Here is a 21,678-nt window from a genome sequence, read left to right as displayed (position 1 = left end):
CCGCCGGTCATTCGAACGAGTGCTCCGGCCCTGGGAAAGCCCCGTCATGGACGTCGGCAGCGAACCCTCGCACCGCACGGTCGAGAGTCCCGGCCATGTCGGCGTACCGCTTCACAAACCTGAGCGGCCGCCCTGTCCGAAGGCCGGCCATGTCCTGCCAGATCGCGACCTGCGCATCGCAATGGGCGCCCGCGCCGATGCCAATGGTGGGGACCGGCAGCTCGGCGGTCAGCTGTTTGGCCAGCTGTGCGGGCACCATTTCCAGCACCACCGCGAACGCCCCTGCCTCGACGACGGCCTGAGCGTCAGTCAGCAGGGCTTCGGCACCGTCGCCACGCCCCTGGACCCTGTAGCCCCCCAACTGGTGCTCGCTCTGCGGAGTGAACCCGATGTGTGCCATCACGGGGATGCCCGAGCGTACGAGTTGCGCGATCTGCGGCGCCATGTCGCGTCCGCCCTCCAGCTTCACGGCCTGACAGCCGCCCTCCTTGAGGAAGCGGACGGCCGTGCGCAGTGCCTGCTTCCTGCCTCCCTCGTAGGAGCCGAAGGGCAGATCGGCCACCACCAGGGAACGCTGAGCGGAGCGTGTCACCGCCCGGACGAACGGCAGCATTTCATCCACCGTCACCGGTATCGTCGTGTCGTGGCCAAGCACATTGTTGGCTGCCGAGTCGCCGACCAGCAGCACGGGGATGCCCGCGGAATCGAAGAGGGCGGCGGTGTACTGGTCGTAGCTGGTGAGCATGGCCCAGCGGTGGCCGGCCGCCTTGGCCGCGAGCAGGTGTGTGGTTCTGACCCGACTGCGGGTCGGCCACGCGAATGCGGCGGGCGATTCGCTCGTCGGCCCTTCAGACATGTCACTCCCCCTTGTGAACGTCGTCCCGGCCCGACTCGAGCAGAGCACCGTTTCCCGGCGAAAGCCCCGAGAGTCAGATGCCCTGCCAATCCAGACCAAGATCGTTGATCAGTCCTTGAGCATAACGGCGGCATTCTTGGGCTACAACCATCAATCCGCTCGAGGCACGTAACCACCATGCTTTACCGCCCGATACAACCCGCTTCTGGGGCCGTTGCGGTGGAAATGCCGGTTGCCTGACTCGATGTCACCTGTTCGAGCCGCATGAAAGGTGATCAACCGGGCGTTCCGCTGAAGAGTGTGACGCGCGTTACTGCACTTCAAGCGCGGGATCTGATCCACTACGGCCTGCGTGCTCGGGACCAACTCAACCCCGACAGTTGAGTCCGATCCAACCCGAGTGCGCCTCTGCAAGTAAAATCCGCCGCAGGCCGGTTGGCTATTCTCGCCTGCAACCGCGTGCCCACCGAGGCCGGGAGGTCCGGAGCGGGCCTACCCCTGTCACGGCAGCTCTAATTTCCCAGTCGCGTCGTCCAGAGGTGGCAATGGCTCACACCGGCTTAAGCAGAGAAACAGGGTCCCGCGAAACAAGAAATGTGGGCGTGTTCTGGCGCTACTGGACCGCATCGACAGCCAGCAGCGTCGGTGACGCCGTCACCACCGTCGCGCTGCCCCTGGTCGCCATCGAGACGCTCCACGCCACCGCCTTCGAGGTCAGTCTGCTGCCGGCCGCACGCTTTCTCGCCTGGCTGCTGATCGGACTGCCCGCCGGCGTCATCGTCCAGCGGCTCCCGTTGCGCGGGACCCAGATTGCCATGGATCTGATCCGGGCGGTGGCCATGGCATGGGTACCGCTCTCCGCGGTACTCGGGATTCTTCACCTGTGGCAGCTCATCGCCGTCAGCTTGGTGACCGGCCTGGCCGGTGTCGTGTTCGACGTCGGAAACTCCAGTTTCCTCCCCGCGATCGTGAGCAAGGAGGAACTGACAGCCCGCAACAGTCTGTTGTCGGGCTCCAGCGCGGTGACCGAGCTCGGCGGTCCGTCGCTCGGCGGCGTGCTCGTCCGGTTCTGCGGCGCCGCGTCCAGCCTTCTGGTCGACGCTGTCAGCTACCTCGTGTCAGCAGCCATTCTGTGGACCATGCCGCGCCCGAAGGACAGCCGAGCCGTGGGAACCGCCGGCTCCCCGTGGTTGCAGATAAAGGAAGGATGGCGCTACGTCACCCGGCACAGTGTGATCGGACCGTGCGTCATCGCCGCCACGCTGGTGAACTTCGTGTGTGGTGCGCTGATTGCCCTGACACCGCTCTTCCTGGTGCGCACGCTCGGCACTCCCGTCAGCCTGGTCGGCGTAGTGATGGCCACTGACGGCCTGGGGAGTCTGCTCGGAGCCGCGCTGACACCGCGACTCGCCAACCGGTTCGGCAGCGCCTGTGCGATCCGTTGGGCGACGCTCACCGCAGCGGCGGCCCTCGTGCTGCTGCCGCTGAGCTTCGGGGGCCCGGGACTACTCCTGTTCGGCTTGGGGAACACGGTCTTCACCATGGGCGTCGTCGTGCTGAGCATCCTGACCCGCACGCACCGCCAGAGCGTGACACCACCGGAACTCCTTCCCAGGGTGATGGCCACGGTGCGCTTCATCTCCTGGGGCGCGGTGCCGGTCGGTTCCCTCGTCGCCGGCGGCGTGGCCGCATGGGCAGGCACCCGCGACGCGCTCTGGCTGATCGGCGCTGTCGCCATTCTGCCACCGCTGGCACTGTGGACGAGTTCCATCCGGAAGATGCGTACGCTTGCCTGACCGCGTCGGGACGGCTCATCCGCGGTCGGGGATCGAGAAACCCGGAAACCCTCCTCCAGCCGCACCCCGGTCTGCGGCGGCGATGCCCACCGCCGGGGCGGAGCCAGGATCGGCAGTGCCCCGGATTTCCGGGGCGTGTGGTTCCCGGAGGATCCGCGGCAGCACGGCCTGAAGCTGTCTGCGGGCACCGCCGTCGAGTCCGAGGAGGACGCGGGCAGCGTGGCCAGGGTCGCCACCTTCGGCCTGGACGAGCAGGTCGTCGCCGCCGTCAAGGACGGCAACCTCCGGTTCGCCGTCGGCCGGCAGCCGTGTCCGCAGGGCTGTCTGGCAGTCGACAGCCTGTCGCTCCACCGCTTCAACGGCAACTACAACGGCGGCGGTACGGAACCAGTTCTCACCGGCTCGGCGTTCGTCGGCGAGCCCAACAGCCATGAGCGTCACGCTAATCGTCTCATCGTGGGCGCGGGGCGCTGAAGCCCTTCTCGACGAGGATGACTTCGCCGGCATCGGGGACCGCGGCGAGCGCCACCTGATCCAGCTGTGGCCCGCCCAGCCCACCGACCCTGTACACCCGCCCATCAGCGACGAAGACCTCCAGGCACGCACCGAGTACGCCACCGCCATGGCACGCCAGGCTGAGGAGTACGGGGTCGACTACACGGTGCATCTGAGGGGCGACGACCTGGGCGGCTCTTGAAACGGGTCAACGGTCAGTGCGCCGGCGAAGTCATCGCCACACACCCCGACGACATCGAAGCCGACCTTGCGGAGTACGAGCAGGCTCTCTTTTCCCGCAGCGCCCGGTTCGCCGCCGAATCCGACAAGAACCACCAGCTCATCTTCGGCGACAACGCCCACTTGCTCAACCTGCTCACCGGCCAAGAGCCGACCGAGCGAGCAGAGCCCACAGGTCCGCGATCGTGAGCCGCAGGCGTCGGTCTGGCCGCCCTCACGGCCAGCACCCGCACGGACAGCCGCTGCTGACGTTGAAGGGGTGAAGCGGCCGGACGGCGTCGACTACGACGACGCTCCGCCCATGGCCAGCGCGGTTCGCGCCAGCCCGCGCAGCCAGGCGTGGGCGTGGTCGGTGTCGTAGCGCTGATGCCATGACAGGTATATCGGTGCCGACGGCAGTTCGAGCGGGAGGGGGAGCACGACCAGGCCGAGGTCGGCGACCGCTGACCGTGTGGTGGCTTCGGGGACGCTGATCAGGAGATCGGAGCCGCGCGCGAACTCCAGCGCGGCCGCTTCTGTGGGCGCGGTCGCCACCACGCGGCGGGTGAGGCCGAGCCGCGCGAGGGCGTCGTCGAGGGCGTTGCTGAGGTTTCCACGTCGCGAGACGGTGACGTGCTCAGCGGCGGCGTACTGCTTTGCGGTGACGGTCCTGACGCGAGTGAGGGGGTGCCCCTGCCTCACGACGATGACGAGACGGGTCTCGCCCACGTTCTCGGCACGGATGTCCGGTGCGCTCGGGCGGTGGGCGTTCGCCTCCAGGTCGACATCGCCGCGCCGCAACTCGGGGGTGTCGATGCTGGATTCCGCGATGAAGCGCAATCGCACGCCCGGCGCCTCTTCACGCACGGCCGAGAGCAGTGTGGGGCCGCTCAAGGCGACCAGGGAATCGTGCCAGCGGAGTGTGAAGGTGCGCTCCAGCGTTGCCAGATCGAGTTCACGGCTCGGTGCCAGCACCCCTTGGACCTGGTGCAGCAGCTCGTGCACCTGTTCCCGGACGGCGATCGCGTACGGCGTCGGGGTCATCGTGCGGCCGGTGCGCACCAGGATCTGATCCCCGGTCGTGCGCCGGATTCGGCCCAGGCTCCGGCTCATCGCGGGGGCGGTGACATGCAGACGTGCGGCCGCCCCGGCCACACTGCCCTCCTCCAGCAGCGCGTCGAGCGCGGCCAGCAGGTTCAAATCCAATTGCATGTGAGTAATCCTAGCCGTGCTTTACATGCATTTGAAGTTAATCAAGGGGCTGTATACCTTCGAGACCAGGGCGCACGGTTCGGCTCGAACGGCCCCATCACCTCCTTCTCAAAAGGGAGTTCACCATGTCCGAAACCACTGACGTCGCCGCCGCAAACGCCGACCTGCTCGGCCAGACCGCGATCGCCGTGCGCGCGGCCGGTTCGGCGCTGCGCGAGCGCTTCGGCGAGGTGGTCCGCTACCAGACCCGCGAAGAGCTGATGCGCGCGCTCGCCGCCAACGACGAGATGGCCCTCGACATCCTGCGCCCCCGCCTCACGCGCCTGCGCCCGGACGCCGGCTGGGTGGAGGACGAACTGGACGGCGGGGCGCTGCCGGCCGGCGAATGGTGGGTCGTGGATCCGGCCGAAGGCAACGTCAACCACCTGCACGCCCTGCCGGAGTGGGCGGTGACCGCGACCCTCGTGCGTGAGAACCAGCCGGTGCTCACCGCGGTGCACCTGCCGTTGACCGGCGAGACCTACACCGCGCTCACCGGCGCGGGCGCCCACCTCGACGGCCGGCCGCTGCACGTCTCCCAGACCGGGGACCTCGGCCTGAGCATCGTGGCCACCAGCCAGGCCCGGCCGGACGAGGACGAGAAGGTCGTGCGGCGCGTCGGCTCCTCGATCACCGCGATGCTCTTCGACGCGCTCGTCGTCCGCACCGCCGTGCCCGCGACCCTGCACCTGCTGAACGTGGCCGCCGGCCGGATCGACGCCTTCTGGCAGTTCGCCGGCGCCCGCGCGGACCTGCTGCCCGGGGCGCTGCTCGTCACCGAGGCCGGTGGACAGATCTCCGACGCCGAGGGCCGCCCCTGGACCCCGCAGAGCGAGAGCCTCCTGGCCGCCGCGCCCGGCGTCCACGCCGAGGCCGTCGCCACGCTCTCACGCTGACCGCGCACCACAACCTGCACGCACGGAAGGACCAGATCAGCATGACCACGATCGCAGTTCTCGGAAACGGCCGCGTCGGCGGCAACCTGGCCACAGCCCTCACCCGGGCAGGGCATGAGGTGACCGTGGCGGACCGCGCGCCGGGCTCCGCCGCCGACGCTGCCCGGACAGCCCGCATCGTCATCAACGCCACCCCGGGAGCCGGCTCGCTGGACCGGCTCGCAGCTCTGCGCGAGGAACTGCGCGACAAGATCCTCGTCGACGTCTCCAACGCCACCGTCGACGGACCGGACGGACTGCCCGCCGACCTGATCTACCCCGGCTCGAGCCTCGCCGAGCAACTCCAAGAAGCGCTCCCCGAAACGCGCGTCGTCAAAACACTCAACACCATGCTCTTCCCGGTGATGACCGCACCGGCCACGCTCACCCAGGCGCCCGACGCCTTCCTCTCCGGCGACGACCCGCAGGCCAAGCAGACCGTCCGTGAACTGCTCATCAACCTCGGCTGGCACAAGGAGTGGATCACTGATCTCGGCGGGATCCAGACCGCCCGCGCCACGGAGGCCGCGATACTGTTCGTCCCGCACGTGATTCGGTCCAGGGGATTCGCGCCCTTCGCGATCTCGATCGCCCGCTGATCCGCACACAGTGCACCGCCCCCGCCGGGCCCACATCTAGAACAGATACGCCGCCGACCGCCGGCCATCGAGCGACCGGCCCGGGCTCTGCTCAGCCCGGTAGGCGGCGTGATGACCGAGAACCCGCAGTTCAGCGGCGTCGACCTGGCCCACGTTGCCCTGCGCTGCCAAGGTGGCGGCGCAAAGAACGGCGGCGGCCGTGCCGCGACGGCGCAGCCGAAGCCGCGCACGGCCCAGGTGGTCCGGCGTGGCCGCGAGCCGATGGGGCTCGGTGCCGCGATCGGCGCCATGTTCGGGATGCTGTCCGTACTGGCAGAGCTCCAGCGCGAGCTGATCGTGGCGAACACCAATGACGGGCTGGCCTCCGCACCGCGCCGCCAGCCGGACGGTGAAACGACGCAGACTGCCGCCGTCACACGGCTCGTCGCATGTTGTTCGGTGCACTTCCCATGGCTTGTCTGCAGTCGCGGCAGATGCCGTCGGGGTGCGCCGGACCAACCATGGGCCTACCGCAGTCGTGACATTCAGGCCGTCGTTTTCTCTTGCCCTGGCGAGTGGCAGCACTCGGTTGGGCGGCGGCTCCGGTGCGGTGATCGCGTCGGTGTTCGACGCAGCGGGGGCATGACTGATTGGTGTCAATGATGACTCCGTCTTCGCACCGTGGGTCAGGGCATTCGCGGCCGCGCTTGCCGATGGGACATCGGTGGGAGGCCATGAGCCGTACCGCAACGCCGACGGGGTGGGCCAGTCCTGCTCCGCCGGCGGTTGGGGGCGAGGACTCGCGCGCCAGGCGCGCAGTGCCTCTGCCGCTGGGTCCCTCTGTAACGCCGAATACGGGCAGGTCAGCGACGAAAGAGTCAACCACCGCAACGGATATCGCCCGCGCGAGTGGGACACCCGCGCCGGCACCGTCGAACTCGCCATCCCCAAGCTCAGGTCCGGCAGTTACTTCCCGCACTGGCTACTGGAACGACGACGCCGGGCCGAGCAGGCCCTGGTCTCGGTGGTCGCCACCGCCTACCTGCTCGGTGTCTCAACCCGCCGCGTCGAGAAACTTGCCGAGTCCCTCGGCGTCACGCAGCTGTCGAAGTCCCAGGCGATTGTTCGCCGGCCCACCGGTTGCGGTCATGCTCTAATCGCCGGATGAGGAAGATCGAATCAGGGCTAATACGACGTTGGCTGGACGGCTGGACCGTCGCCCGCTCTCTGCCCGAGGCCGAGCCGGTCGAGCCCGCCGGGGACGGCCTGCGGTTCAAGTGCGACCAACCCGGCCGCGAGGTAGAGGTGTTCGCGCTGCGTGCGGACGAGGAGTCCGAGTCCGTGGCACGGCTGGCGGCAGCCGTCGCCGCCGCACGGCAGATCACCTGGCTCACTGTGCCTACGCTGCGCCCAGGCACAGTCGAAGCCATCGTCGGCGCCGCCGGACTGGAGTTGCTCAAGCGGTCAGAGTGGTTCATGACGACCGATCTGACCGGGCACCCGCAGCACGCGCCTGCCGCGCCGTACGAGCGCGAGGTGCGCACGGAGGGACCAGTCACGGTCGTCTCCCTTCATGCCCCCTCCGGGGAGGTGGCAGCGCGCGGCTCCATTGCCGTGGTCGGCGGTGATGCGATCGCCGATCGCATCGAGACGGACGGAGCGCACCGCCGACGCGGCCTGGGCCGCGCGATGATGAGCGCTCTGGCGCAGGCGGCCGTGTCCCAGGGCGCCCGTACTGGTCTTCTCATTGCCAGCGAGGAAGGACAGCGTCTCTATTCCTCCCTCGGCTGGCACCACAAAGCTGACGTCCTGATCGCCCGGGGGCCGGTGGTTCCCTCCACCTGGTAGAACTGCTGGAGAACTGCTGGAGAGCGATGACACTGGCTCGTCGGCCGGAGCCGCTTCCCGCACGGCGGGACGCCGGGAAAAAAGTTCGGGCTCCCCTCCCGCGTGGCGGGACGTACCGGTGATCGGCCTTTTCTTGCAGGTCAGAGCGGTGTGGCGTGGTCTCCATGACAGTGGATATCAGGGTCATCCGAGCCGGTCAGGTGTGCCGCTACGGTCGAGGAACAAGTAGTACTTCTCGCCTACACCCCCAGGGCCGATCAGGCCGTCCCCACAGTGATGCCTGTGGTGATGGGCCCAGTAGTCCTGGTCCTGGTGGTCGTGCCGCGCAGCGTCCGGGTGAGGAAGAGGCGGTGCTGCTCGGCTGTTGTGTGGGGACGTGCGGCCTCGAGTTCGGGGCGGCCCTGTACGGACGGCAGGGTCAGCAACAGAACGACGACGGTGACGCCGGCCTGGACGAACACGGTCTGGAAGGCTGTGCCCACTGAGGTGGGATCGGTGCGGTCGGCGCCCGAGGTGCCGTAGTGGGTGGTCAGGCGTGCGGGCAGGTGGGGGTAGCGCAGGATGCCGACGACGGCGGTGAGAGCCAGGATGCCCAGGGCCGGAGCGAGCCACCGCGCGCGCAGGCGCACGGGGTCGGTGCGCAAGGAGGTGTCGGCGACGACGCTCTGGGTGCGCTCGGCGTACCAGCCGCCTTCTTCCTTGATTCTGCTCAGCGCGCTGTGGGAGCGGTAGTAGCGGCCGGCGAGCACGGCGAGCACGGCGATGGTGGACACAGTGACGGCCAGGGGCGTCCTCAGCAGGAGCGTGAGGGCGATCCCCAGGACAGCGACGGTTCCTCCACCGGCCAGGACGCTGCGCTGGGAGCGGTGCGTCTCCAGCAGGACGACAGGGTCCTCTCCGCGGCTGTGGGGGATGTGTACGCCAAGGGGCAGGGTGGGCTTGACGGCCCGGGGCATCCACCAGGCCAGGGCGACCAGGAGGATCGACACTGCGGACTGGATCGCGGTTAAGGCACCCATTTCAGGTCCTTGTCAGTTCTCGGTCGGAGTGTGGGGGCTGAGGGCCGCCAGGGCGGCCTCGCAGTGGCCGGTGCTGTCCTTGGTGGGCACCCCTGGGCCAGCGCCTCTGCAAGATGCGTTATCAGCCGGGCTGTCCAGCCGGGAAGGAAGTCCGCCTCCGGCAGGCCCGGAGGTCGGATCGCGGGCGATGGCGGTGCCGCTGCGCCGGGTGACGTGCACCAGGCTTGGACCCGGAGAAGGTCATAGAAGCCATCCGCATTCCGGGCGTGAGCGGGTGTGGTGGTTGGGCTGCGTTGCTACGATCAACTCATGAATGGTAACGGGGCAGTTTTGGCGGTGACGGTCAAACCGTCCTTGTCAGCCGCGTGGTTCCATCATCTGCTGATCCGGCCTGTTGTCGAGGTGGACGGGCGTGAGTTCCCTGCCCGCTGGGGGACCGTTGACGTGCCGATCGGCAGCGGCGAGCACCGTGTGGCTGTGTTCTTCCGCTACCGGTGGCAGCAGGATGCACGGCTTGCCGAGTCGAGTGTCGAGTTCAGCGCAGATGCGCAGGCGCGTCGTGTGGCTCTCGCTGCCCGGCTCGGCGCGCGCAATGGCAGCCGGTTCCGTGTCGGGGCGCCGTTGGTCGCCAGCTGAACGACGGCAACGGACAACGCCCTTGCCGAACGGGCGTTGTCCGTTGCCGGTCCCTCGGTTGTCACGGCTCAGGCCGTCGTTACCAGCGGCTCTGAAGTTTCCCCATGATCTTGGACACTTGATGCTTACGCCGCGAGGGCGTGTCCTTGCTCGTGACGCTGCCGGATCTCCAGTGGGGTGAGGTAGCCCCAGAGTGGATGCTTCCGCAATCGCCGTCGGTTGTAGAAGGTCTCGATGAAGGCGAAGATCTCTGCTCGGGCACTCGCCCGGTCCGGCCTGCAGCGAGTGCCGATCTCTTCCTTCAGTAGTGCGAAGAACGACTCGGCGGCGGCGTTGTCGAAGCATGAGCCGGTGCGTCCCATGCTCTGCCGCAGTCCCAACCGCCTTATTTCGCGGCGGAGTTCGTCGGAGGTGTATTCGCTGCCGCGGTCCGAATGCGCGATGCAGCCGGGCTGGAGCCAGCCGCGTCCGGCAGCCATGGCCAGCGCGTCGACGACCAGGGAGGCGCGGTGGTGGTCAGCCATGGAGTAGCCGATGATCTCGCGGGTCGCCAGATCGAGCCAGGTGGCCAGGTGGAGCCAGCCCTCGTCGGTGGGGGTCTGCTGCAGGTTTGGGTGACAGGTTGACCTGCCCCACGGTTTGGGTTCCAGCTGCGGTGGCTAACTGGCGGCGGGGATGATGTCTTGCTCGGAGAGTAGTTCGTACTCGATCGGGGTGCGGTAGCCCAGTGCTGAGTGGCGCCGCTGTCGGTTGTGGAAGACCTCGATGTACTCGAAGATCGCGTTCGCCAACTCGACCCGGGTCTTCCACCGTTTGCGGTTCAACAGCTCGATCTGCATCGAGGACCAGAACGACTCCATCATCGCGTTGTCCAGGCCGTCGCCGACCGTGCCGAACGATGGCAGCAGCCCGGCGGAGCGGATCCTTTCCCCGAAGACCCAGGAGGCGAACTGGGTGCCGTGATCGGCGTGCACTATCCCGCCCGGTTCGGGGCGCCGGTTACGGAGGGCCATGTCTAACTCGTTGACCACGAGGGTGGAGTCCTGTCTGGAGTCGATCGACCAGCCCACGATCTTGCGGCTGAACGCGTCCAGGACCGCCGCGCAGTACACCCACCCTTCTCTGGTGCGGTGTTGCGTGATGTCGGTGACCCACAGCTCGTTGGGACGCAGCCGATGGAACTTCCGGTTGACCAGGTCATCGGCGGTGACGACACCCCGCAGGCGCTTGATCCGCACCGGTCCGGGCAGTCCGTAGATCCCGGCCTGCGTCATCAGTACCGACACGGTCCTCGAGCACACCTGGATGCCCATGCCCAGGGTGAGCTCGGCGTGGACGCGGCGGTAGCCGTAGGTGCCGCGTGAGGCGACGTGGACCTCCCGGATCAGCCCGGTCAGCCACTCCCGTCGCAGCTGCCGCGGTGTGGTCGGGGTGCGCTTGTGTTTGTAGTAGTTCTGCCGGGCGACCCCGAGGATCCGGCAGCATCGGTCGACCGGTGCCCCGGCATCGACGAGACGGTCGATCACCGGGTAGAGCCTTTTGGGGCCGGCTTGTCCTCGCCGAGGAACTTGGCGGCCTTGCGGACGATCTCGAGCTCGGTTTCCAGCTCGCGGATCCGTCGCGGCGCTGCACGCAGCTCTGCGGACTCCTCCGGGACCCTGCCAGGGCGCCGGCCGTTGTCGATGTCGTCCTGGCGCAACCACTTCGACAACGTGACCGGATGGATGCCGAGGTCAACGGCCGTCTGCTTCTGTTCTTTTCCTGCCCGCACCAACGCGATGGCGCGGGCGCGGAACTCAGCGGGATAGGCGCGGGCATGTCCGGCAGCCTTTCGTGAAGGCCGTCAGTTAAGGGCTGTCCCGTAATTGATCTTTGAGGGGTCGGTGTTGCCGAGGTTCGGGGCGGCGTGAGAGGGCTACGCGGCCTGGAGCAGGTTGTGCATGCAGTGCCGCGACGGAACCGCTGGCGCTGGTGTAGTGCCAGCAGCGGCCCTGTGTGGTCGATGATCCGATCCGCCGCCGACTTGGAGACTCCGAACAGTGGCGCAAGCTGTCGCAGAGTCAGGTTGGTGCGCCAGTACGCGGCGACGAGCAGCACCCGGTCCTCAAACGGCAGCGACCACGGCCGCCCAGGACGTGCCGCATCGGCCCCCTCGCGTCGTAGCTGGGTGAGCAGCTTTCCGAATGCTCGCGGGCTCAGCCCGGTGAACGGGGCTATCCAGGAGGATTCCGACGCTGAGATCACACCAGCCACAGCAAGATCGTCCCAGACGCAGCACGAGACCCTTGTGCCGGCCTCAGGGGATGATGCTGTCCGCGGAAAGCACTGGTTCCGCCCATGCAGCGAAGCCGAAGATCGGTCGCTGAGTAAGTCTTCCACCGCTGTCGTCATAGAGAGTCCGACGCACCCTTCGGCCCCGCCGCACCAGGTATCGAAGGCCTTCTACGTCGACGATCCCGCACTCGCCAGCGTCCAGGTCGACGGAAGCCTCGTCGACGCGGCTGACATCCCAACCGGCCTTCGTGGCGAGATGCATCCACACCTGGATCGCTCGCTCGGGCTGCTCCGCGGAGAAGCCCGTCCCCACTCTCGCGATGATCTGCACCGGGTCAGGTCGCTCGTCGATGGCCATCACAGCCCCTCTCATCGACAGGCGATCATGGCAGAGCCCTCGCCCGGGCGACACGTCGGGTCTCCGGGAAGACTTTGCGGGACAGGCCTTAGCCAGCAGAACTGGAACCTGAGAGGTGGGGCAGGTCAGGTCACCCGATCGTGCAGCAGACCCGTGGCGATGAAGGTGATGTCACCGACGAGCTTCATCCCGGGAGCCGGGGCGGTGAAGTTTCGCCCGAGCAGGTCCGTCGCGGGCACGGCTTTCTTGGCCGGCCGCGTCAGCGACCGCCGCCTGCGCCGGGTCGCGCCGACGATGCCACGCTCGCGCATGACGCGCTCGATGCGTTTACGGTTGATCCGGTGCCCGAGCCGGCGCAGCTCAGCATGGATCCGCGGCACCCCGTAGGCGCCGCGGGAAGCAACGTGCAGCACGGTGATCTCGTGCGCCAGGGCGTCGTCTGCGGCCCGCTTCGCCCGCCGGGTCTTCTCGCCGGCCAGCCACGCATAGAAAGAGGAGCGGGCCACCTTCAGCAGCCGGCGCAACAGAGCAACGTTGTGGGTGGTCTTCTCCGCCTCGATGAACGCGTACACCTCGCTCGTCGATCACTCTCCTTCGCGAAGAAGACCGCCGCTTTTCGCAGTACCTCGATAGTCTCCGCCTGCTCGGTGGCCAGCCTCCGCAGTCGACGCAGTTCTTCACGCTCGGCCGTCGTCAGCTCTCCCGGAGTCCCCTGCCCGCGGTCGATCGCAACCTGCTTGACCCAGTTCCGCAGTCCCTCGGCGCTGACCCCGAGCTGGCGGGCCACCTCGGTGACGGTCTTCCCGGAGGAGTGCACGAGCGCGACCGCGTCCCGTTTGAACTCTTCCGTGTACCGCCTGCTGCGATTGCTCTTGCTTCCCACCTGGCACTACTTCCTCTGGAACCTCACGTCCCAGTCTCCAGGTGTCCGCGATCAAGGGGAAGCTTCACTCAATCGAAGAAGTTGAGGTTCTGGCGCACGAAATCGGCAAAGCCGAGGGCTGCACGGCCCGTGATGTCGGCCACCGTTGAAGTGACGGTTTCGGCACCGCCGTCCCGGTATGCGCGGGCAACTCCTATCAGGGCATCGACGTGGAACTCTGGCATCCCGCGGCTCAGCATTGCCACGCGCGCTTCGTCGTCCGGCAGGCCCACGTAGCGCACTGGCTTGCCGAGGACGTCGGACAACTCCTCGGCGGCTTCGGCGTAGGTCAGCGCCTTCGGTCCGGTGAGGTCATAGACGCAGCCGTCGTGGCCATCAGTGGTGAGAACCCGCGCTGCAACACGGGCGATGTCGTCGATGTCGACGAAGCTTATGGGGGCGGTGATCAGTGGGAGACTGAACTCCCCAGCCTCACGGATGGACGGCTGGCGCAGGAAGTTCTGCAGATAGAAGTTGGGGCGCAGGATCGTCCAAGGCAAACCGGACGTAACCAGCGACTGTTCGACAGGCTGATGCAGCCGGGCGATCGGTGTGAGTCCTTCGTCGGCCCGCCAGACCGACAGCTTGACCACCCGAACACCCGCCGCACGGGCGGCTTCCAGCATGTTGAGTTCGTGTGTCGTTTGGGCAGGGCTCGTCGCGCCGAGAAGGAATACGGCCTCGATGCCGTCGAGTGCAGGACCGATCGTGTCCGGCATGGTCAGATCGAGCGTCACCGCCTGGCCGCCCGACTCGATCACCTGAGCCGTGGTGTGCGGATCACGGTAGGCCGCCCGCGCGTCCACGCCATCGGCATGAAGACGAGTGAGGAGGGCCGTTCCGACGTTGCCGCTCGCACCAGTAACCAGAATCATCGTCACATCCTCCAGGCGAAAGCAGTGAGTATGCCAAGAATCGGAGCACATCATCCTGGGATGGACGCGAGGCAGGCCAGTAGTGATCTCCGGCTGCGGCGTTCGGCGGACGTCCGCCCCAGCGGATGCCCTTCTCACTACGGATGCGGGCGCGCTCGCGCCGTTGGGCGGCTTGCACGTCGGGATGGCGGGCGTTCTTGTTCCGCCAGCGCAGGTAGGCGTGCGGGCCCGGGCCTGGACGGTGTGGTTGCGATGGTTGGAGTTGGCGACGGTGAACTGCCGCAGCGGCCCGAAGTGGGCCTCGTGAAGCTTCCCCTTGATCGTGGACACCTGGAGACTGGGATCTTGAGGTTCCAGAGGAAGTAGCACCAGGTGGGAAGCAAGTACACGAAGCGGTACACCGAGGAGTTCAAGCGGGACGCGATCGCGCTCGTCGATTCCTCGGGCAAGACGGTCACCGCCGTCGCCCGGGAGCTCGCTCGGTATCAGCTCGGAGTCCCTGCGCGGCTGGTACCGCCGGGCCAAAGCAGGCCGGGGCGAGAGCGAGTCCGGTGAGCTGACCAGCGCCGAACGCGAGGAGCTCAAGCGGTTGCGCAAGGAGGTCCGTGAACAGCAGCAGACGATCGAGATCCTGAAAGAGCGACGGCCTTCTTCGTGAAGGAGAACGACCGGTGAGCGAGCTGTACCGGTTGATCCATGCGGAGACGGCGGCCTACCCGATCGTCCTGCTGTGCCGGGTACTGATGGTCGCCCGCTCCTCCTACTACGCCTGGTGCGAGGGCGAGGTCGCCCGCTGCGCTCGTCAGGCCGCCGACGACGCGCTCGCGCACGAGATCACCGTGCTGCACATCGCCTCCCGCCACACCCGCGGCGACGGCCCGCCGCCCAGTGGGCTGCCGTGCCACAGATACGTCGTCTGTCACTGCGGCATGTCTTGCAAGCGGGCGGGTGGCGTGGAGCGCTCTGCGTGGGGTCTGCCCTGTGCCGCACCTTGGCGACCGCAGGAGCGCCTGATTCCTGAGCGACGATTTCCTCCACTTCCCAGGCGCAGGCACCCTGGTGTGGTCCCAGTGGTGGTGGGTGCACGCCGACCGCCGGGCGGCGGGCAGCCCTGCCCGAGCCGCTCCTGAAGCGGTGCCCGGGTATTACGGGCTGCCCTGTTCGCAAACCCTGCGGGCGACCTCGCGGAGTTTGATGTTGTTCTCCTGGGAGACGCGGCGCAGGACGTCGAAGGCCTGTTCTTCGGTGAGGTGGTGGGCGCCCATGAGGATGCCCATGGCTTCGCCGATGATGTGGCGGGTGGCGACGGCTTGTTCCATCTGGGCGTGGGTGCGGGCGCTGGAGAAGGCGACGGCGGCGTGGGAGGCCAGCAGCCAGCCGGCCGTCTCGCTGACATCGGTGAACGCGCCGGGGCGGCGGGAGTAGAGGTTGAGTGCGCCGAGTTCTTCGTCGTCGGTGTACAGCAGGAATCCCATCATGCTGCCCACACCGAGCGCGTGGGCTTCGGGGGCGTAGGCGGGCCAGCGCTGGTGCTCGACGGTGAGGTCGGCGATGCGCAAGACCCGCTCCTTCACGCCACTGCGGGCGGCATCGAAACACGGCCCCTCACCCAGGCGCTCCTGGAGCTGGTCGCTGTCGACGACCAGACGGTGAGTGGGGGCGAGCGTCTGCACCTGCCTGCCGTGCAGCACGAGAATGCCGGCCGCGTCACAGCCGGACACCAGCTCGGTGGCCGAAGCGGTGATCCTCTCCAGCGTGGCACCGACCGAATCCTGTGCCAGCAGGTCACGCGCCATCGACGCCATCTGCTGCGCGAACCGACTCCAGTCCACTGTTACGCCTCCGCTGCACTCGTACTGTCCGGACACACCTCATACCCGCTTTTCCAGCGCCAGGTAGCGCGGGCGAGTGAGCCGGGCCGGCAGGGAGGCAAGGGGCAAGGCTTCTTCCATGGCCATCTGCTGGCCCCTCTCCGGGTCGAGCGGGTTCTTGCCGACCGCCGGGCTCGCGATGTCGATCAAGAACCTGCGTTCCTCGGCGAAGTCCCAAAAATGGGTCAGCTCTCCCAGCCAGAGCCCAGCCCTCAGCGGTCGCCATTTTGGAAGTGCTGGTCAGGCGTCTTCTGTCCAGGCGGGCGCCGAAGCCGCCGGGCCGGCTCGCCAGGTTCTGGCGGCGGCCGGTAGGTGCTCCCGGACCAGGATCAGGTGTGGGTTGGTGGGGCTGCCCGGACGTCGGACCAGGTAGGCGGATTGATCGGCGGGTCGTGAACTTGGTGCAACAACTGCAGGACACCGGAGGCGAGTTCGGTGTGGCACTACGCTCTCGGCATGCAGCGCAGCGATGTCACGCGGGAGGACGGCACGTGGGTGGGTCTGTCCCTGGACGTACAGGACCGCCGGCAGCCGGGGCTGTGCGTTTTGACAGCCGGGCCGCGACTGCTGGTCTCCCAGCTTTCGCGGCCTGTGCTGCTCGCCGCTGTCGACGAGCACCTCCAGGGCGTGGACTTCTGGCGCACCGACGAGTACCACTCCTTCGTCCCACCGCTACGCGCCGATGTGGGGCATGCTCTGGCGGGCAGCCCCCAGCGGTGGGCTCACCGCTTTGCGCAGTACCTCATCGACTCGCCGGACAGCCCGTTGCACGAGGGCCGGTGGCTGCTCTCGCGCGAGAGTCCGCTCCGGCGCCGGCGCCACGCTGATACTTCGTACGCCGAGTACTGGAGCTCGATGCTCGTCGACGGCCATCCGGACGGATACATCGACTGGTTCGTCCATTCCGGTTCGTGGGAGGTCCTTGCGCTGCGGCCGATGCCCGATGCCGTCGACAGCCGGGTCAAGGCGTACCGCAAGCAGGCCCGCGAAGGAACACTGCCACCCGTCCTGTTGTGGTGGGTCAGCGGCCTGGACTGTCATCTGATCATGGACGGTCACGCGCGGGTCGCCGCGGCGATCGCCGAGTCCGTCGAGCCTCCGCTACTGCAGTTGCACCGCACGGTGCCGCGCGATGACCTGGCCGCGCGCATCGATGAGGCCGTGGGCTGCTACGAGTACGAACTGGCACGCTTCGCCGAACTCCGCGCCGTCCACGGCCCCACCGTCCCAGACGGCGCCGCCACCGCTGGCCCACAGCTCGTCCGCCTGCTTCACGACCTGAACACAGCGGAACAGCTGACCTGGGCCTGGCCGCTGCCCGGGGGAGAGGCCCAGTGGCGTCGTATCGCACGCGAGGTGACCGCCAGCCAGGACTGGCCCCGTATCTGAGTCCTGCCGAATCCGTCCCGCGTCACGTCCGGTCGTACCGCCAGGGGCGCGCACACGGCGATCAAGGGCCGCTTCTGCCTGGCACGAGCCCTCGCGCGTACACAGGCTCTGACGCAAGCCGCCCTCAGCAGGCGTCCGCGGCCGGGTTGGTCCGCTCCGGTCCAGGTCGAGGTTGTCAGTGTCGGGGATCGCAACGCCCCGGCACGACGGGTGCCGGCACACTCGGCAGGGCGGGCGAAGCGCCCGACGGTCTGACGTCCGCCTCCGTCGGCCCGCTGGCTCCCACGTCTCGGGGATCGGCGGAGGGTCCAGGCTCTGCCTCCGGCTGAGTCCGCGCTGGCTTGGAGCTCAAGCCGCGTGGCTGGACATCGGGGGAATGGTGTCCGGGAGGCGGGGCACATGGATCGGTGTCAGGTGCATGCGATTGGTGGCTGCAAGGGAGGCTTGTGATGCTCATGGCGCATCCCGCGGTGCTGAAGAACTTGGTCGAGCAGTACGAGACCCTGCGTGTTTTGCAGGCGGAAGAGGGGCATGAGGAGGTGCGCCGGCGGATGGACGACATTGCTTACACGCTGTGTGTGTCGACTGGTACCAGCGATATTGACGCGGCCCTCATCGCGGCCCGGCACCGGCTGCCCGGTGCCCGTGTCGAGGACGACTCCCTCCTTGCAACCCGACTGCTTCGTTGGTAGATCACCGATAACCGCTGAGCTGCCGGCTGTCGCCAGCCACCGGTTTGGCGCAGCCCTCAAGTTACGGAAGGGCATAGCGTTCAACGATTCACCGGCTGGCTCCTTCGGGCCATAGCACCCGCACCGGTACGCCGGTCCGTTTGGCGTACGCCACCACGTCCGCGGTGCCTCCGTATCCCCGCGCCGGTTTCCCGTCCCACACGGCGATCAGCTCGTCCACCAGGCCGACGAGGATCTCGGATCCGGCCTGATGGGCTTGGGAGGTCGACTCGGCGATGCCGCTGTCGTCGACGTCGCCCTGGCGGCCGTCGACGTCACCGCGACGGTGTTCGTGATGAGCGGCGGCGGCTGGTTCCACCGCCGGCACCTGCTGGCCGAAGCCCGCCGTCGCCTCGCTCTCGTCCTGCGCGGCCGTCGCCGCGAGCCGGCCTGGACGAGAAAATCGTGGACGCCGCGCTCGCCGCGTGCTGTCTGGACATCAGCGAGCCGAAGACGCTGCGCGGCCTGCTGCCCGCCTACCATCTCTACAGCGCCCGCTGGTCGCTGGCCGACCTGGAACCCGACTGCCGCCCGCCGACCACCCTCCCGGACCCGGACCGGCAGCCCCCGGCCGACCCGGGCACACCGGCCGCGCCCCGGCCTTCGGACTGGAGCCGGGGGAGTGGGAGATACCCCGCGTTCCGTTGCAGTATGAGCGGGCCGTCCTCGCCGGCGCGGTGGTCCGCGAGAAGCTGCGCACCACCGCCGCCACGCAAGGCCGGGCGTACGACGTCGTCGCGCACCAGCAGGCGGCGATGCCCCAGCAGCTGCTCGCGCCCCCGGCCGTCGGCTCCGAGCACGGCGACCAGGAGCCGGAGGCCAGGCGCCGGCAGGCGATCGACCTGTCGGCGCTACGGGCCTTGCGGGAATCCCGCACGGACGTGGAAGCCCTCGATCTCACAGTCGAACGGCTGCGCCACCTCCAGGAAGCCTTCACCACGGCGGCCGCCGACTCGCGTGCCCGCGCGGACCGCTACGCCGAACAGGACGATGCCGACGCAGTGCACCCGGTGCGTGAGGAAGACCAGCGGGTGCACCGCCCGCAGCTGCAGGGACCGCACCGCGGCCGGGGTCCGGCCGCTGAGTGCACCCGATGCCGCGGGTGCGCACCGACGATGCCCGGCATCCACTCCACGGAGTGGAGTCCACCGGCCGGGAGTGAGCCTCCGCCAACTTGTAGCCGCAGGTCAAAAGGCTGGTGTGACGGTCGTCCGGAGTGCTCACGCTGGTCGCGGGCGGCGGGCTGTGTGAGTCACCCTGGGCCGCGGGTGCCGTGGCCAGTGCACTGCGGCGGTCGCCGGGTTCATTCGGATGGCGGGTGGGGGTTCACCGGAGAAACGAACCGCCCATGGTCCGCCACTGCTTCAGGCGACTGCTCGCCCGTGGGGAGCAACGGCATCACTCACTTCCGGGAACGTGATTGATTCACAGCGATTCGCTGGTCTCATGGGTATCGCCCATGGCCTTGCCTGTGCGGGCCTGCCGATGGCGTGCCGTTCGGCCTGAGCTCGGACTTCTCGAGTGCGGTCGTGCGGCTGAGCCCCCTCGGTTGCCAGTCTCGGGTGTCGGCTGTACGCGCGAGCCCGTCATGGTCCGGCAGATCCCAGGCCACGGCATCGCTTTGAGTGAAACGCGCTGCGTGTCTGCGGTGCGTTGGGTGTGAGTGAAGGGGAACCGTACGGCATGCGGCGCGCTTATGCCCCTCATTCCTTGGAAGTAACTCATATTTTGTGTGCTTATAGGGCTGAAGTAAGGGAATTCGGTGGCCAGGAGGTTGATGACGATGGTTCCCCTGCTTCTCGTTCTTCTGCTGGCTCTGATCCTCTTCGGTGCGGGCTTCGCGCTGAAGGCACTGTGGTGGATCGCGGTGATCGTGCTCATCGTGTGGCTGCTCGGCTTCGTCGTCCGGTCTGCGGACAGCGGCGGCCGTAGGGGCCGCTGGTACCGCTGGTAGGCGAAAGGCACCCGGCGCGAGGAGCGCGCCCTACGCCTGAGCAATGAGTGGGCCCGGCCGCTACGGCCGGGCCCACTGGCGTGTAAAAGACGCTTCTTTGCGGCGATTGGGAGGGATCGGGCTTATCGGACGCACCGCAGGGTACGTGGGCCATGCACCGGCTCCGCAGACTCAGCAGTGGAACCCTGCTCCTCCTGTCTGCGGGGCCGGTGCGTATCGCGCTTGCGTCTGGTTCGGTCGGGTGGTCAGGCCGCGCGGCTCAGTCTCGGCGCAGGTGACCTTGCCGGCATGCCTCCGCGCGGTCCTCGTTGCTGCCCAGCCGGGGCACGTCGGCGGCCCGGTTGCGGATGGCTCTGCGACGCCGCCACCGCTCGATCGGCCTTGCTGTCGCGGCCCGTCCCGCCGTCAGGTGCAGTGGAGGTGCGTTTCCTGCGGTGTGGGTTTCACAGGGGCGGGAACGCGTTCTTTCGGAGAGTGGACCGCCCTTCTTAGCTGTGGGAGTTGTCATGCCGAGAGGATCCAGTTCCAAGCGTGAGCGTCAGTACGAGCACATCAAGGAGGGCGCGCAGAAGCGCGGTGCTTCTGCGGGGCGGGCGAAGGAAATCGCCGCGCGGACGGTCAACAAGGAGCGTGCGAGGTCGGGGGAGTCGAAGATGGCGAGCAAGACCTCCACTGGCGACAAGAAGTCCGCGTCGCAGCGTGGTGGCGAGCGCTCCCGCGGCGGTGCGCAGGGCCCCACGAGGGACCAGCTCTACGAAGAGGCCAAGAAGAAGAACATCGAGGGCCGCTCCTCGATGAACAAGGACCAGCTGCGTAAGGCAGTCGGGCGCTGACTCTCGGCGGCCGCTGGCGTCCCGATGGGCGGAGCCTTCACCGGAGCTCGTCCTAGCAGTCCGGCGTCCGCGAAGGGCAGATGAGCGATCGGGAACCTGCACCGCATGCGTCACCGACGAAAGGCATTCATGCGTATTGTTCGCCGTTCCGCGTTCACTCGCTGGCAACGCTGGCGCTCCGGTCCCACCCTGCGCATCCCGCGGGGTGCCGACGACGTCGAGAACACCAACCGCAGGTTCCTGCTGTACGGCATCATGCCCTTGTGGTTCGTGCCGGCTGTCGCCGATTGGGTGATGCACCGCCGGTCCGATATCGAGCACACGAGCGGTGTGCGCGAATCAGCGGTTCACGCCCTGATGATGACCGAGGCCGGCCTGCCGGTGGTCGCGGGCCTGACCGCCAAGGTGAATCCGCTGGTGCTGTCGCTCATGGGCGGCGCCGCTCTCGCGCATGGGGGCACAGCGCTGTGGGATGTGTCGCTGGCCACCGACAAGCGTGAAGTCTCGCCCGTTGAGCAGCACATCCACAGCTTCCTCGAAGTCTTGCCGCTGACGGCCGCAGCCTTCACCACCTGCCTGCACTGGGACCAGGTCCGCAAAGCCCTCAAGGGCGGCCGCCGCGCCGACGACTGGAAGCTTCTTCCCAAGGAGCGCCCGCTGTCCGCCGGCTACCTCGGCGCCATCGTCGCCGGAGTCGGCCTCTGCGTCGTCCTGCCGTACGCGGAAGAGATGATCCGCTGCGTACGGGCTCGCCGCGACGATAGGATCGATGACGCCGATAACTGAAGCAGCCTCCCCGTCAAGTCGGCGACTTGGGCTTGTACGACGCTCTGCTGCT

The 21,678-nt window shown here is 67.9% G+C and carries 27 protein-coding genes and 5 pseudogenes; 16 read left to right on the top strand and 16 right to left on the bottom strand.

What is annotated here, in order from left to right:
- Positions 1 to 7 precede the first annotated feature (7 nt).
- Positions 8 to 856, bottom strand: a complete 849-nt coding sequence (gene panB / locus ABT288_RS02945; protein WP_351602046.1) for a 3-methyl-2-oxobutanoate hydroxymethyltransferase — start codon at positions 854 to 856, stop codon at positions 8 to 10.
- 602 nt (positions 857 to 1,458) lie between these two features.
- On the opposite strand from panB, the gene ABT288_RS02940 reads away from it, so the two are divergent.
- The 4 genes from ABT288_RS02940 to ABT288_RS02925 all read left to right on the top strand — a co-directional run bounded on the left by ABT288_RS02940 (position 1,459) and on the right by ABT288_RS02925 (position 3,576).
- Entirely contained in the window at positions 1,459 to 2,652 is a 1,194-nt protein-coding gene (locus tag ABT288_RS02940) for an MFS transporter (RefSeq protein WP_351602043.1), read from the top strand.
- Positions 2,653 to 2,787: 135 nt separating this feature from the next.
- Positions 2,788 to 3,126 carry a type 1 periplasmic-binding domain-containing protein gene (locus ABT288_RS02935; protein WP_351602040.1) on the top strand — a complete coding sequence of 113 codons (339 nt, stop codon included), beginning with the start codon at positions 2,788 to 2,790 and terminating at the stop codon, positions 3,124 to 3,126.
- The gene (locus tag ABT288_RS02930) at positions 3,083 to 3,349 is read left to right on the top strand and encodes a hypothetical protein (RefSeq protein ID WP_351602037.1); all 267 of its coding nucleotides are present in this window, start codon (positions 3,083 to 3,085) and stop codon (positions 3,347 to 3,349) included. The genes ABT288_RS02935 and ABT288_RS02930 overlap by 44 nt, the downstream gene beginning before the upstream one ends.
- On the top strand, positions 3,346 to 3,576 hold the full coding sequence (locus tag ABT288_RS02925; protein WP_351602034.1) for a hypothetical protein: 231 nt from the start codon (positions 3,346 to 3,348) through the stop codon (positions 3,574 to 3,576). Before ABT288_RS02930 ends, ABT288_RS02925 begins: the two co-directional genes overlap by 4 nt.
- 93 nt (positions 3,577 to 3,669) lie before the next feature.
- On the opposite strand, the gene ABT288_RS02920 is transcribed toward ABT288_RS02925, so the two are convergent.
- A complete protein-coding gene (locus tag ABT288_RS02920) occupies positions 3,670 to 4,578 on the bottom strand; it encodes a LysR family transcriptional regulator (protein ID WP_351602032.1) in 909 nt (302 codons plus the stop codon).
- Between the two features lie 125 nt (positions 4,579 to 4,703).
- Between ABT288_RS02920 and ABT288_RS02915 the strand changes: the two genes are divergently transcribed.
- Together ABT288_RS02915 and ABT288_RS02910 are read left to right on the top strand one after the other, a co-directional pair.
- On the top strand, positions 4,704 to 5,513 hold the full coding sequence (locus ABT288_RS02915; RefSeq protein WP_351602030.1) for an inositol monophosphatase family protein: 810 nt from the start codon (positions 4,704 to 4,706) through the stop codon (positions 5,511 to 5,513).
- A gap of 41 nt (positions 5,514 to 5,554) precedes the next feature.
- The gene (locus ABT288_RS02910) at positions 5,555 to 6,151 is read left to right on the top strand and encodes an NADPH-dependent F420 reductase (RefSeq protein WP_351602027.1); all 597 of its coding nucleotides are present in this window, start codon (positions 5,555 to 5,557) and stop codon (positions 6,149 to 6,151) included.
- 36 nt (positions 6,152 to 6,187) lie between these two features.
- Here ABT288_RS02910 and ABT288_RS02905 read toward each other — a convergent pair whose 3' ends face one another.
- Positions 6,188 to 6,790, bottom strand: coding sequence for a hypothetical protein (locus ABT288_RS02905; RefSeq protein WP_351602024.1), 603 nt, complete (start codon positions 6,788 to 6,790; stop codon positions 6,188 to 6,190).
- Positions 6,791 to 6,959: 169 nt separating this feature from the next.
- Here ABT288_RS02905 and ABT288_RS02900 point away from each other — a divergent pair.
- Positions 6,960 to 7,247 (top strand): annotated as a pseudogene (locus ABT288_RS02900) (transposase); the annotation flags it as partial.
- Between the two features lie 47 nt (positions 7,248 to 7,294).
- Entirely contained in the window at positions 7,295 to 7,978 is a 684-nt protein-coding gene (locus ABT288_RS02895) for a GNAT family N-acetyltransferase (protein WP_351602021.1), read from the top strand.
- Positions 7,979 to 8,235: 257 nt separating this feature from the next.
- Here the strand turns inward: ABT288_RS02895 and ABT288_RS02890 are convergent, their stop codons facing one another.
- Positions 8,236 to 8,997 carry a DUF1648 domain-containing protein gene (locus ABT288_RS02890; protein ID WP_351602018.1) on the bottom strand — a complete coding sequence of 254 codons (762 nt, stop codon included), beginning with the start codon at positions 8,995 to 8,997 and terminating at the stop codon, positions 8,236 to 8,238.
- A 309-nt stretch (positions 8,998 to 9,306) separates the two neighbouring features.
- On the opposite strand from ABT288_RS02890, the gene ABT288_RS02885 reads away from it, so the two are divergent.
- Complete coding sequence (locus ABT288_RS02885; RefSeq protein ID WP_351602015.1) at positions 9,307 to 9,633, top strand: hypothetical protein; 327 nt, start codon at positions 9,307 to 9,309, stop codon at positions 9,631 to 9,633.
- A 125-nt stretch (positions 9,634 to 9,758) separates the two neighbouring features.
- On the opposite strand, the gene ABT288_RS02880 is transcribed toward ABT288_RS02885, so the two are convergent.
- The 8 genes and pseudogenes from ABT288_RS02880 to ABT288_RS02845 form a co-directional block, all read right to left on the bottom strand.
- Positions 9,759 to 10,241 (bottom strand): DDE-type integrase/transposase/recombinase, encoded by a 483-nt coding sequence (locus ABT288_RS02880; RefSeq protein ID WP_351602335.1) that lies wholly within the window; start codon positions 10,239 to 10,241, stop codon positions 9,759 to 9,761.
- A 51-nt stretch (positions 10,242 to 10,292) separates the two neighbouring features.
- Positions 10,293 to 11,413 (bottom strand): annotated as a pseudogene (locus tag ABT288_RS02875) (IS3 family transposase).
- Positions 11,414 to 11,577: 164 nt separating this feature from the next.
- A pseudogene (locus ABT288_RS02870) lies at positions 11,578 to 11,886 on the bottom strand (helix-turn-helix domain-containing protein); the annotation flags it as partial.
- A gap of 43 nt (positions 11,887 to 11,929) precedes the next feature.
- Complete coding sequence (locus ABT288_RS02865; RefSeq protein WP_351602014.1) at positions 11,930 to 12,265, bottom strand: hypothetical protein; 336 nt, start codon at positions 12,263 to 12,265, stop codon at positions 11,930 to 11,932.
- Positions 12,266 to 12,390: 125 nt separating this feature from the next.
- Positions 12,391 to 12,837 carry an IS3 family transposase gene (locus tag ABT288_RS02860; RefSeq protein WP_351602012.1) on the bottom strand — a complete coding sequence of 149 codons (447 nt, stop codon included), beginning with the start codon at positions 12,835 to 12,837 and terminating at the stop codon, positions 12,391 to 12,393.
- Positions 12,774 to 13,148, bottom strand: coding sequence for a transposase (locus ABT288_RS02855; RefSeq protein ID WP_351602010.1), 375 nt, complete (start codon positions 13,146 to 13,148; stop codon positions 12,774 to 12,776). The genes ABT288_RS02860 and ABT288_RS02855 overlap by 64 nt, the downstream gene beginning before the upstream one ends.
- Before the next feature lie 68 nt (positions 13,149 to 13,216).
- Positions 13,217 to 14,062 carry an SDR family oxidoreductase gene (locus ABT288_RS02850; RefSeq protein ID WP_351602007.1) on the bottom strand — a complete coding sequence of 282 codons (846 nt, stop codon included), beginning with the start codon at positions 14,060 to 14,062 and terminating at the stop codon, positions 13,217 to 13,219.
- Between the two features lie 109 nt (positions 14,063 to 14,171).
- A pseudogene (locus tag ABT288_RS02845) lies at positions 14,172 to 14,365 on the bottom strand (IS630 family transposase); the annotation flags it as partial.
- A gap of 69 nt (positions 14,366 to 14,434) precedes the next feature.
- Between ABT288_RS02845 and ABT288_RS02840 the strand changes: the two are divergent.
- Positions 14,435 to 14,617, top strand: a complete 183-nt coding sequence (locus tag ABT288_RS02840) for a transposase (protein ID WP_351602004.1) — start codon at positions 14,435 to 14,437, stop codon at positions 14,615 to 14,617.
- Positions 14,618 to 14,733: 116 nt separating this feature from the next.
- Complete coding sequence (locus ABT288_RS02835; protein ID WP_351602001.1) at positions 14,734 to 15,192, top strand: hypothetical protein; 459 nt, start codon at positions 14,734 to 14,736, stop codon at positions 15,190 to 15,192.
- A 15-nt stretch (positions 15,193 to 15,207) separates the two neighbouring features.
- Here the strand turns inward: ABT288_RS02835 and ABT288_RS02830 are convergent, their stop codons facing one another.
- Complete coding sequence (locus ABT288_RS02830) at positions 15,208 to 15,894, bottom strand: GAF and ANTAR domain-containing protein (RefSeq protein WP_351601998.1); 687 nt, start codon at positions 15,892 to 15,894, stop codon at positions 15,208 to 15,210.
- Positions 15,895 to 15,933: 39 nt separating this feature from the next.
- Positions 15,934 to 16,083 carry a hypothetical protein gene (locus tag ABT288_RS02825; protein ID WP_351601996.1) on the bottom strand — a complete coding sequence of 50 codons (150 nt, stop codon included), beginning with the start codon at positions 16,081 to 16,083 and terminating at the stop codon, positions 15,934 to 15,936.
- Between the two features lie 306 nt (positions 16,084 to 16,389).
- On the opposite strand from ABT288_RS02825, the gene ABT288_RS02820 reads away from it, so the two are divergent.
- Positions 16,390 to 17,322 (top strand): hypothetical protein, encoded by a 933-nt coding sequence (locus tag ABT288_RS02820; protein ID WP_351601993.1) that lies wholly within the window; start codon positions 16,390 to 16,392, stop codon positions 17,320 to 17,322.
- A gap of 449 nt (positions 17,323 to 17,771) precedes the next feature.
- The gene (locus ABT288_RS02815; protein WP_351601990.1) at positions 17,772 to 18,014 is read left to right on the top strand and encodes a DUF5133 domain-containing protein; all 243 of its coding nucleotides are present in this window, start codon (positions 17,772 to 17,774) and stop codon (positions 18,012 to 18,014) included.
- Between the two features lie 88 nt (positions 18,015 to 18,102).
- On the opposite strand, the pseudogene ABT288_RS02810 reads toward ABT288_RS02815, so the two are convergent.
- A pseudogene (locus ABT288_RS02810) lies at positions 18,103 to 18,294 on the bottom strand (hypothetical protein); the annotation flags it as partial.
- Positions 18,295 to 18,904: 610 nt separating this feature from the next.
- Positions 18,905 to 19,114 carry a hypothetical protein gene (locus ABT288_RS02800; protein ID WP_351602348.1) on the bottom strand — a complete coding sequence of 70 codons (210 nt, stop codon included), beginning with the start codon at positions 19,112 to 19,114 and terminating at the stop codon, positions 18,905 to 18,907.
- A 722-nt stretch (positions 19,115 to 19,836) separates the two neighbouring features.
- On the opposite strand from ABT288_RS02800, the gene ABT288_RS02795 reads away from it, so the two are divergent.
- From ABT288_RS02795 to ABT288_RS02785, 3 genes are all read left to right on the top strand, one after another.
- Positions 19,837 to 20,007, top strand: coding sequence for a DUF5670 family protein (locus ABT288_RS02795; RefSeq protein ID WP_055705189.1), 171 nt, complete (start codon positions 19,837 to 19,839; stop codon positions 20,005 to 20,007).
- Positions 20,008 to 20,513: 506 nt separating this feature from the next.
- Positions 20,514 to 20,840 (top strand): plasmid stabilization protein, encoded by a 327-nt coding sequence (locus tag ABT288_RS02790; RefSeq protein ID WP_351601987.1) that lies wholly within the window; start codon positions 20,514 to 20,516, stop codon positions 20,838 to 20,840.
- Between the two features lie 105 nt (positions 20,841 to 20,945).
- Positions 20,946 to 21,626, top strand: a complete 681-nt coding sequence (locus tag ABT288_RS02785; RefSeq protein ID WP_351601984.1) for a diguanylate cyclase — start codon at positions 20,946 to 20,948, stop codon at positions 21,624 to 21,626.
- The last annotated feature ends 52 nt before the right edge of the window (positions 21,627 to 21,678 follow it).

Source organism: Streptomyces sp. NPDC001093, assembly GCF_040298985.1.
Classification (GTDB): domain Bacteria; phylum Actinomycetota; class Actinomycetes; order Streptomycetales; family Streptomycetaceae; genus Streptomyces.
The sequence above is the reverse complement of the archived record's forward strand: the minus strand, read 5'-3'. Positions and strand labels throughout refer to the sequence as shown.

Coding starts and splice junctions, on each gene's coding strand:
- panB (WP_351602046.1), bottom strand. CDS start 856: ATGTCTGAAGGGCCGACGAGCGAATCGCCCGCCGCATTCGCGTGGCCG.
- ABT288_RS02930 (WP_351602037.1), top strand. CDS start 3,083: ATGAGCGTCACGCTAATCGTCTCATCGTGGGCGCGGGGCGCTGAAGCC.
- ABT288_RS02920 (WP_351602032.1), bottom strand. CDS start 4,578: ATGCAATTGGATTTGAACCTGCTGGCCGCGCTCGACGCGCTGCTGGAG.
- ABT288_RS02915 (WP_351602030.1), top strand. CDS start 4,704: ATGTCCGAAACCACTGACGTCGCCGCCGCAAACGCCGACCTGCTCGGC.
- ABT288_RS02910 (WP_351602027.1), top strand. CDS start 5,555: ATGACCACGATCGCAGTTCTCGGAAACGGCCGCGTCGGCGGCAACCTG.
- ABT288_RS02895 (WP_351602021.1), top strand. CDS start 7,295: ATGAGGAAGATCGAATCAGGGCTAATACGACGTTGGCTGGACGGCTGG.
- ABT288_RS02890 (WP_351602018.1), bottom strand. CDS start 8,997: ATGGGTGCCTTAACCGCGATCCAGTCCGCAGTGTCGATCCTCCTGGTC.
- ABT288_RS02885 (WP_351602015.1), top strand. CDS start 9,307: ATGAATGGTAACGGGGCAGTTTTGGCGGTGACGGTCAAACCGTCCTTG.
- ABT288_RS02865 (WP_351602014.1), bottom strand. CDS start 12,265: ATGGCCATCGACGAGCGACCTGACCCGGTGCAGATCATCGCGAGAGTG.
- ABT288_RS02850 (WP_351602007.1), bottom strand. CDS start 14,062: ATGATTCTGGTTACTGGTGCGAGCGGCAACGTCGGAACGGCCCTCCTC.
- ABT288_RS02820 (WP_351601993.1), top strand. CDS start 16,390: ATGCAGCGCAGCGATGTCACGCGGGAGGACGGCACGTGGGTGGGTCTG.
- ABT288_RS02815 (WP_351601990.1), top strand. CDS start 17,772: ATGCTCATGGCGCATCCCGCGGTGCTGAAGAACTTGGTCGAGCAGTAC.
- ABT288_RS02795 (WP_055705189.1), top strand. CDS start 19,837: ATGGTTCCCCTGCTTCTCGTTCTTCTGCTGGCTCTGATCCTCTTCGGT.
- ABT288_RS02790 (WP_351601987.1), top strand. CDS start 20,514: ATGCCGAGAGGATCCAGTTCCAAGCGTGAGCGTCAGTACGAGCACATC.
- ABT288_RS02785 (WP_351601984.1), top strand. CDS start 20,946: ATGCGTCACCGACGAAAGGCATTCATGCGTATTGTTCGCCGTTCCGCG.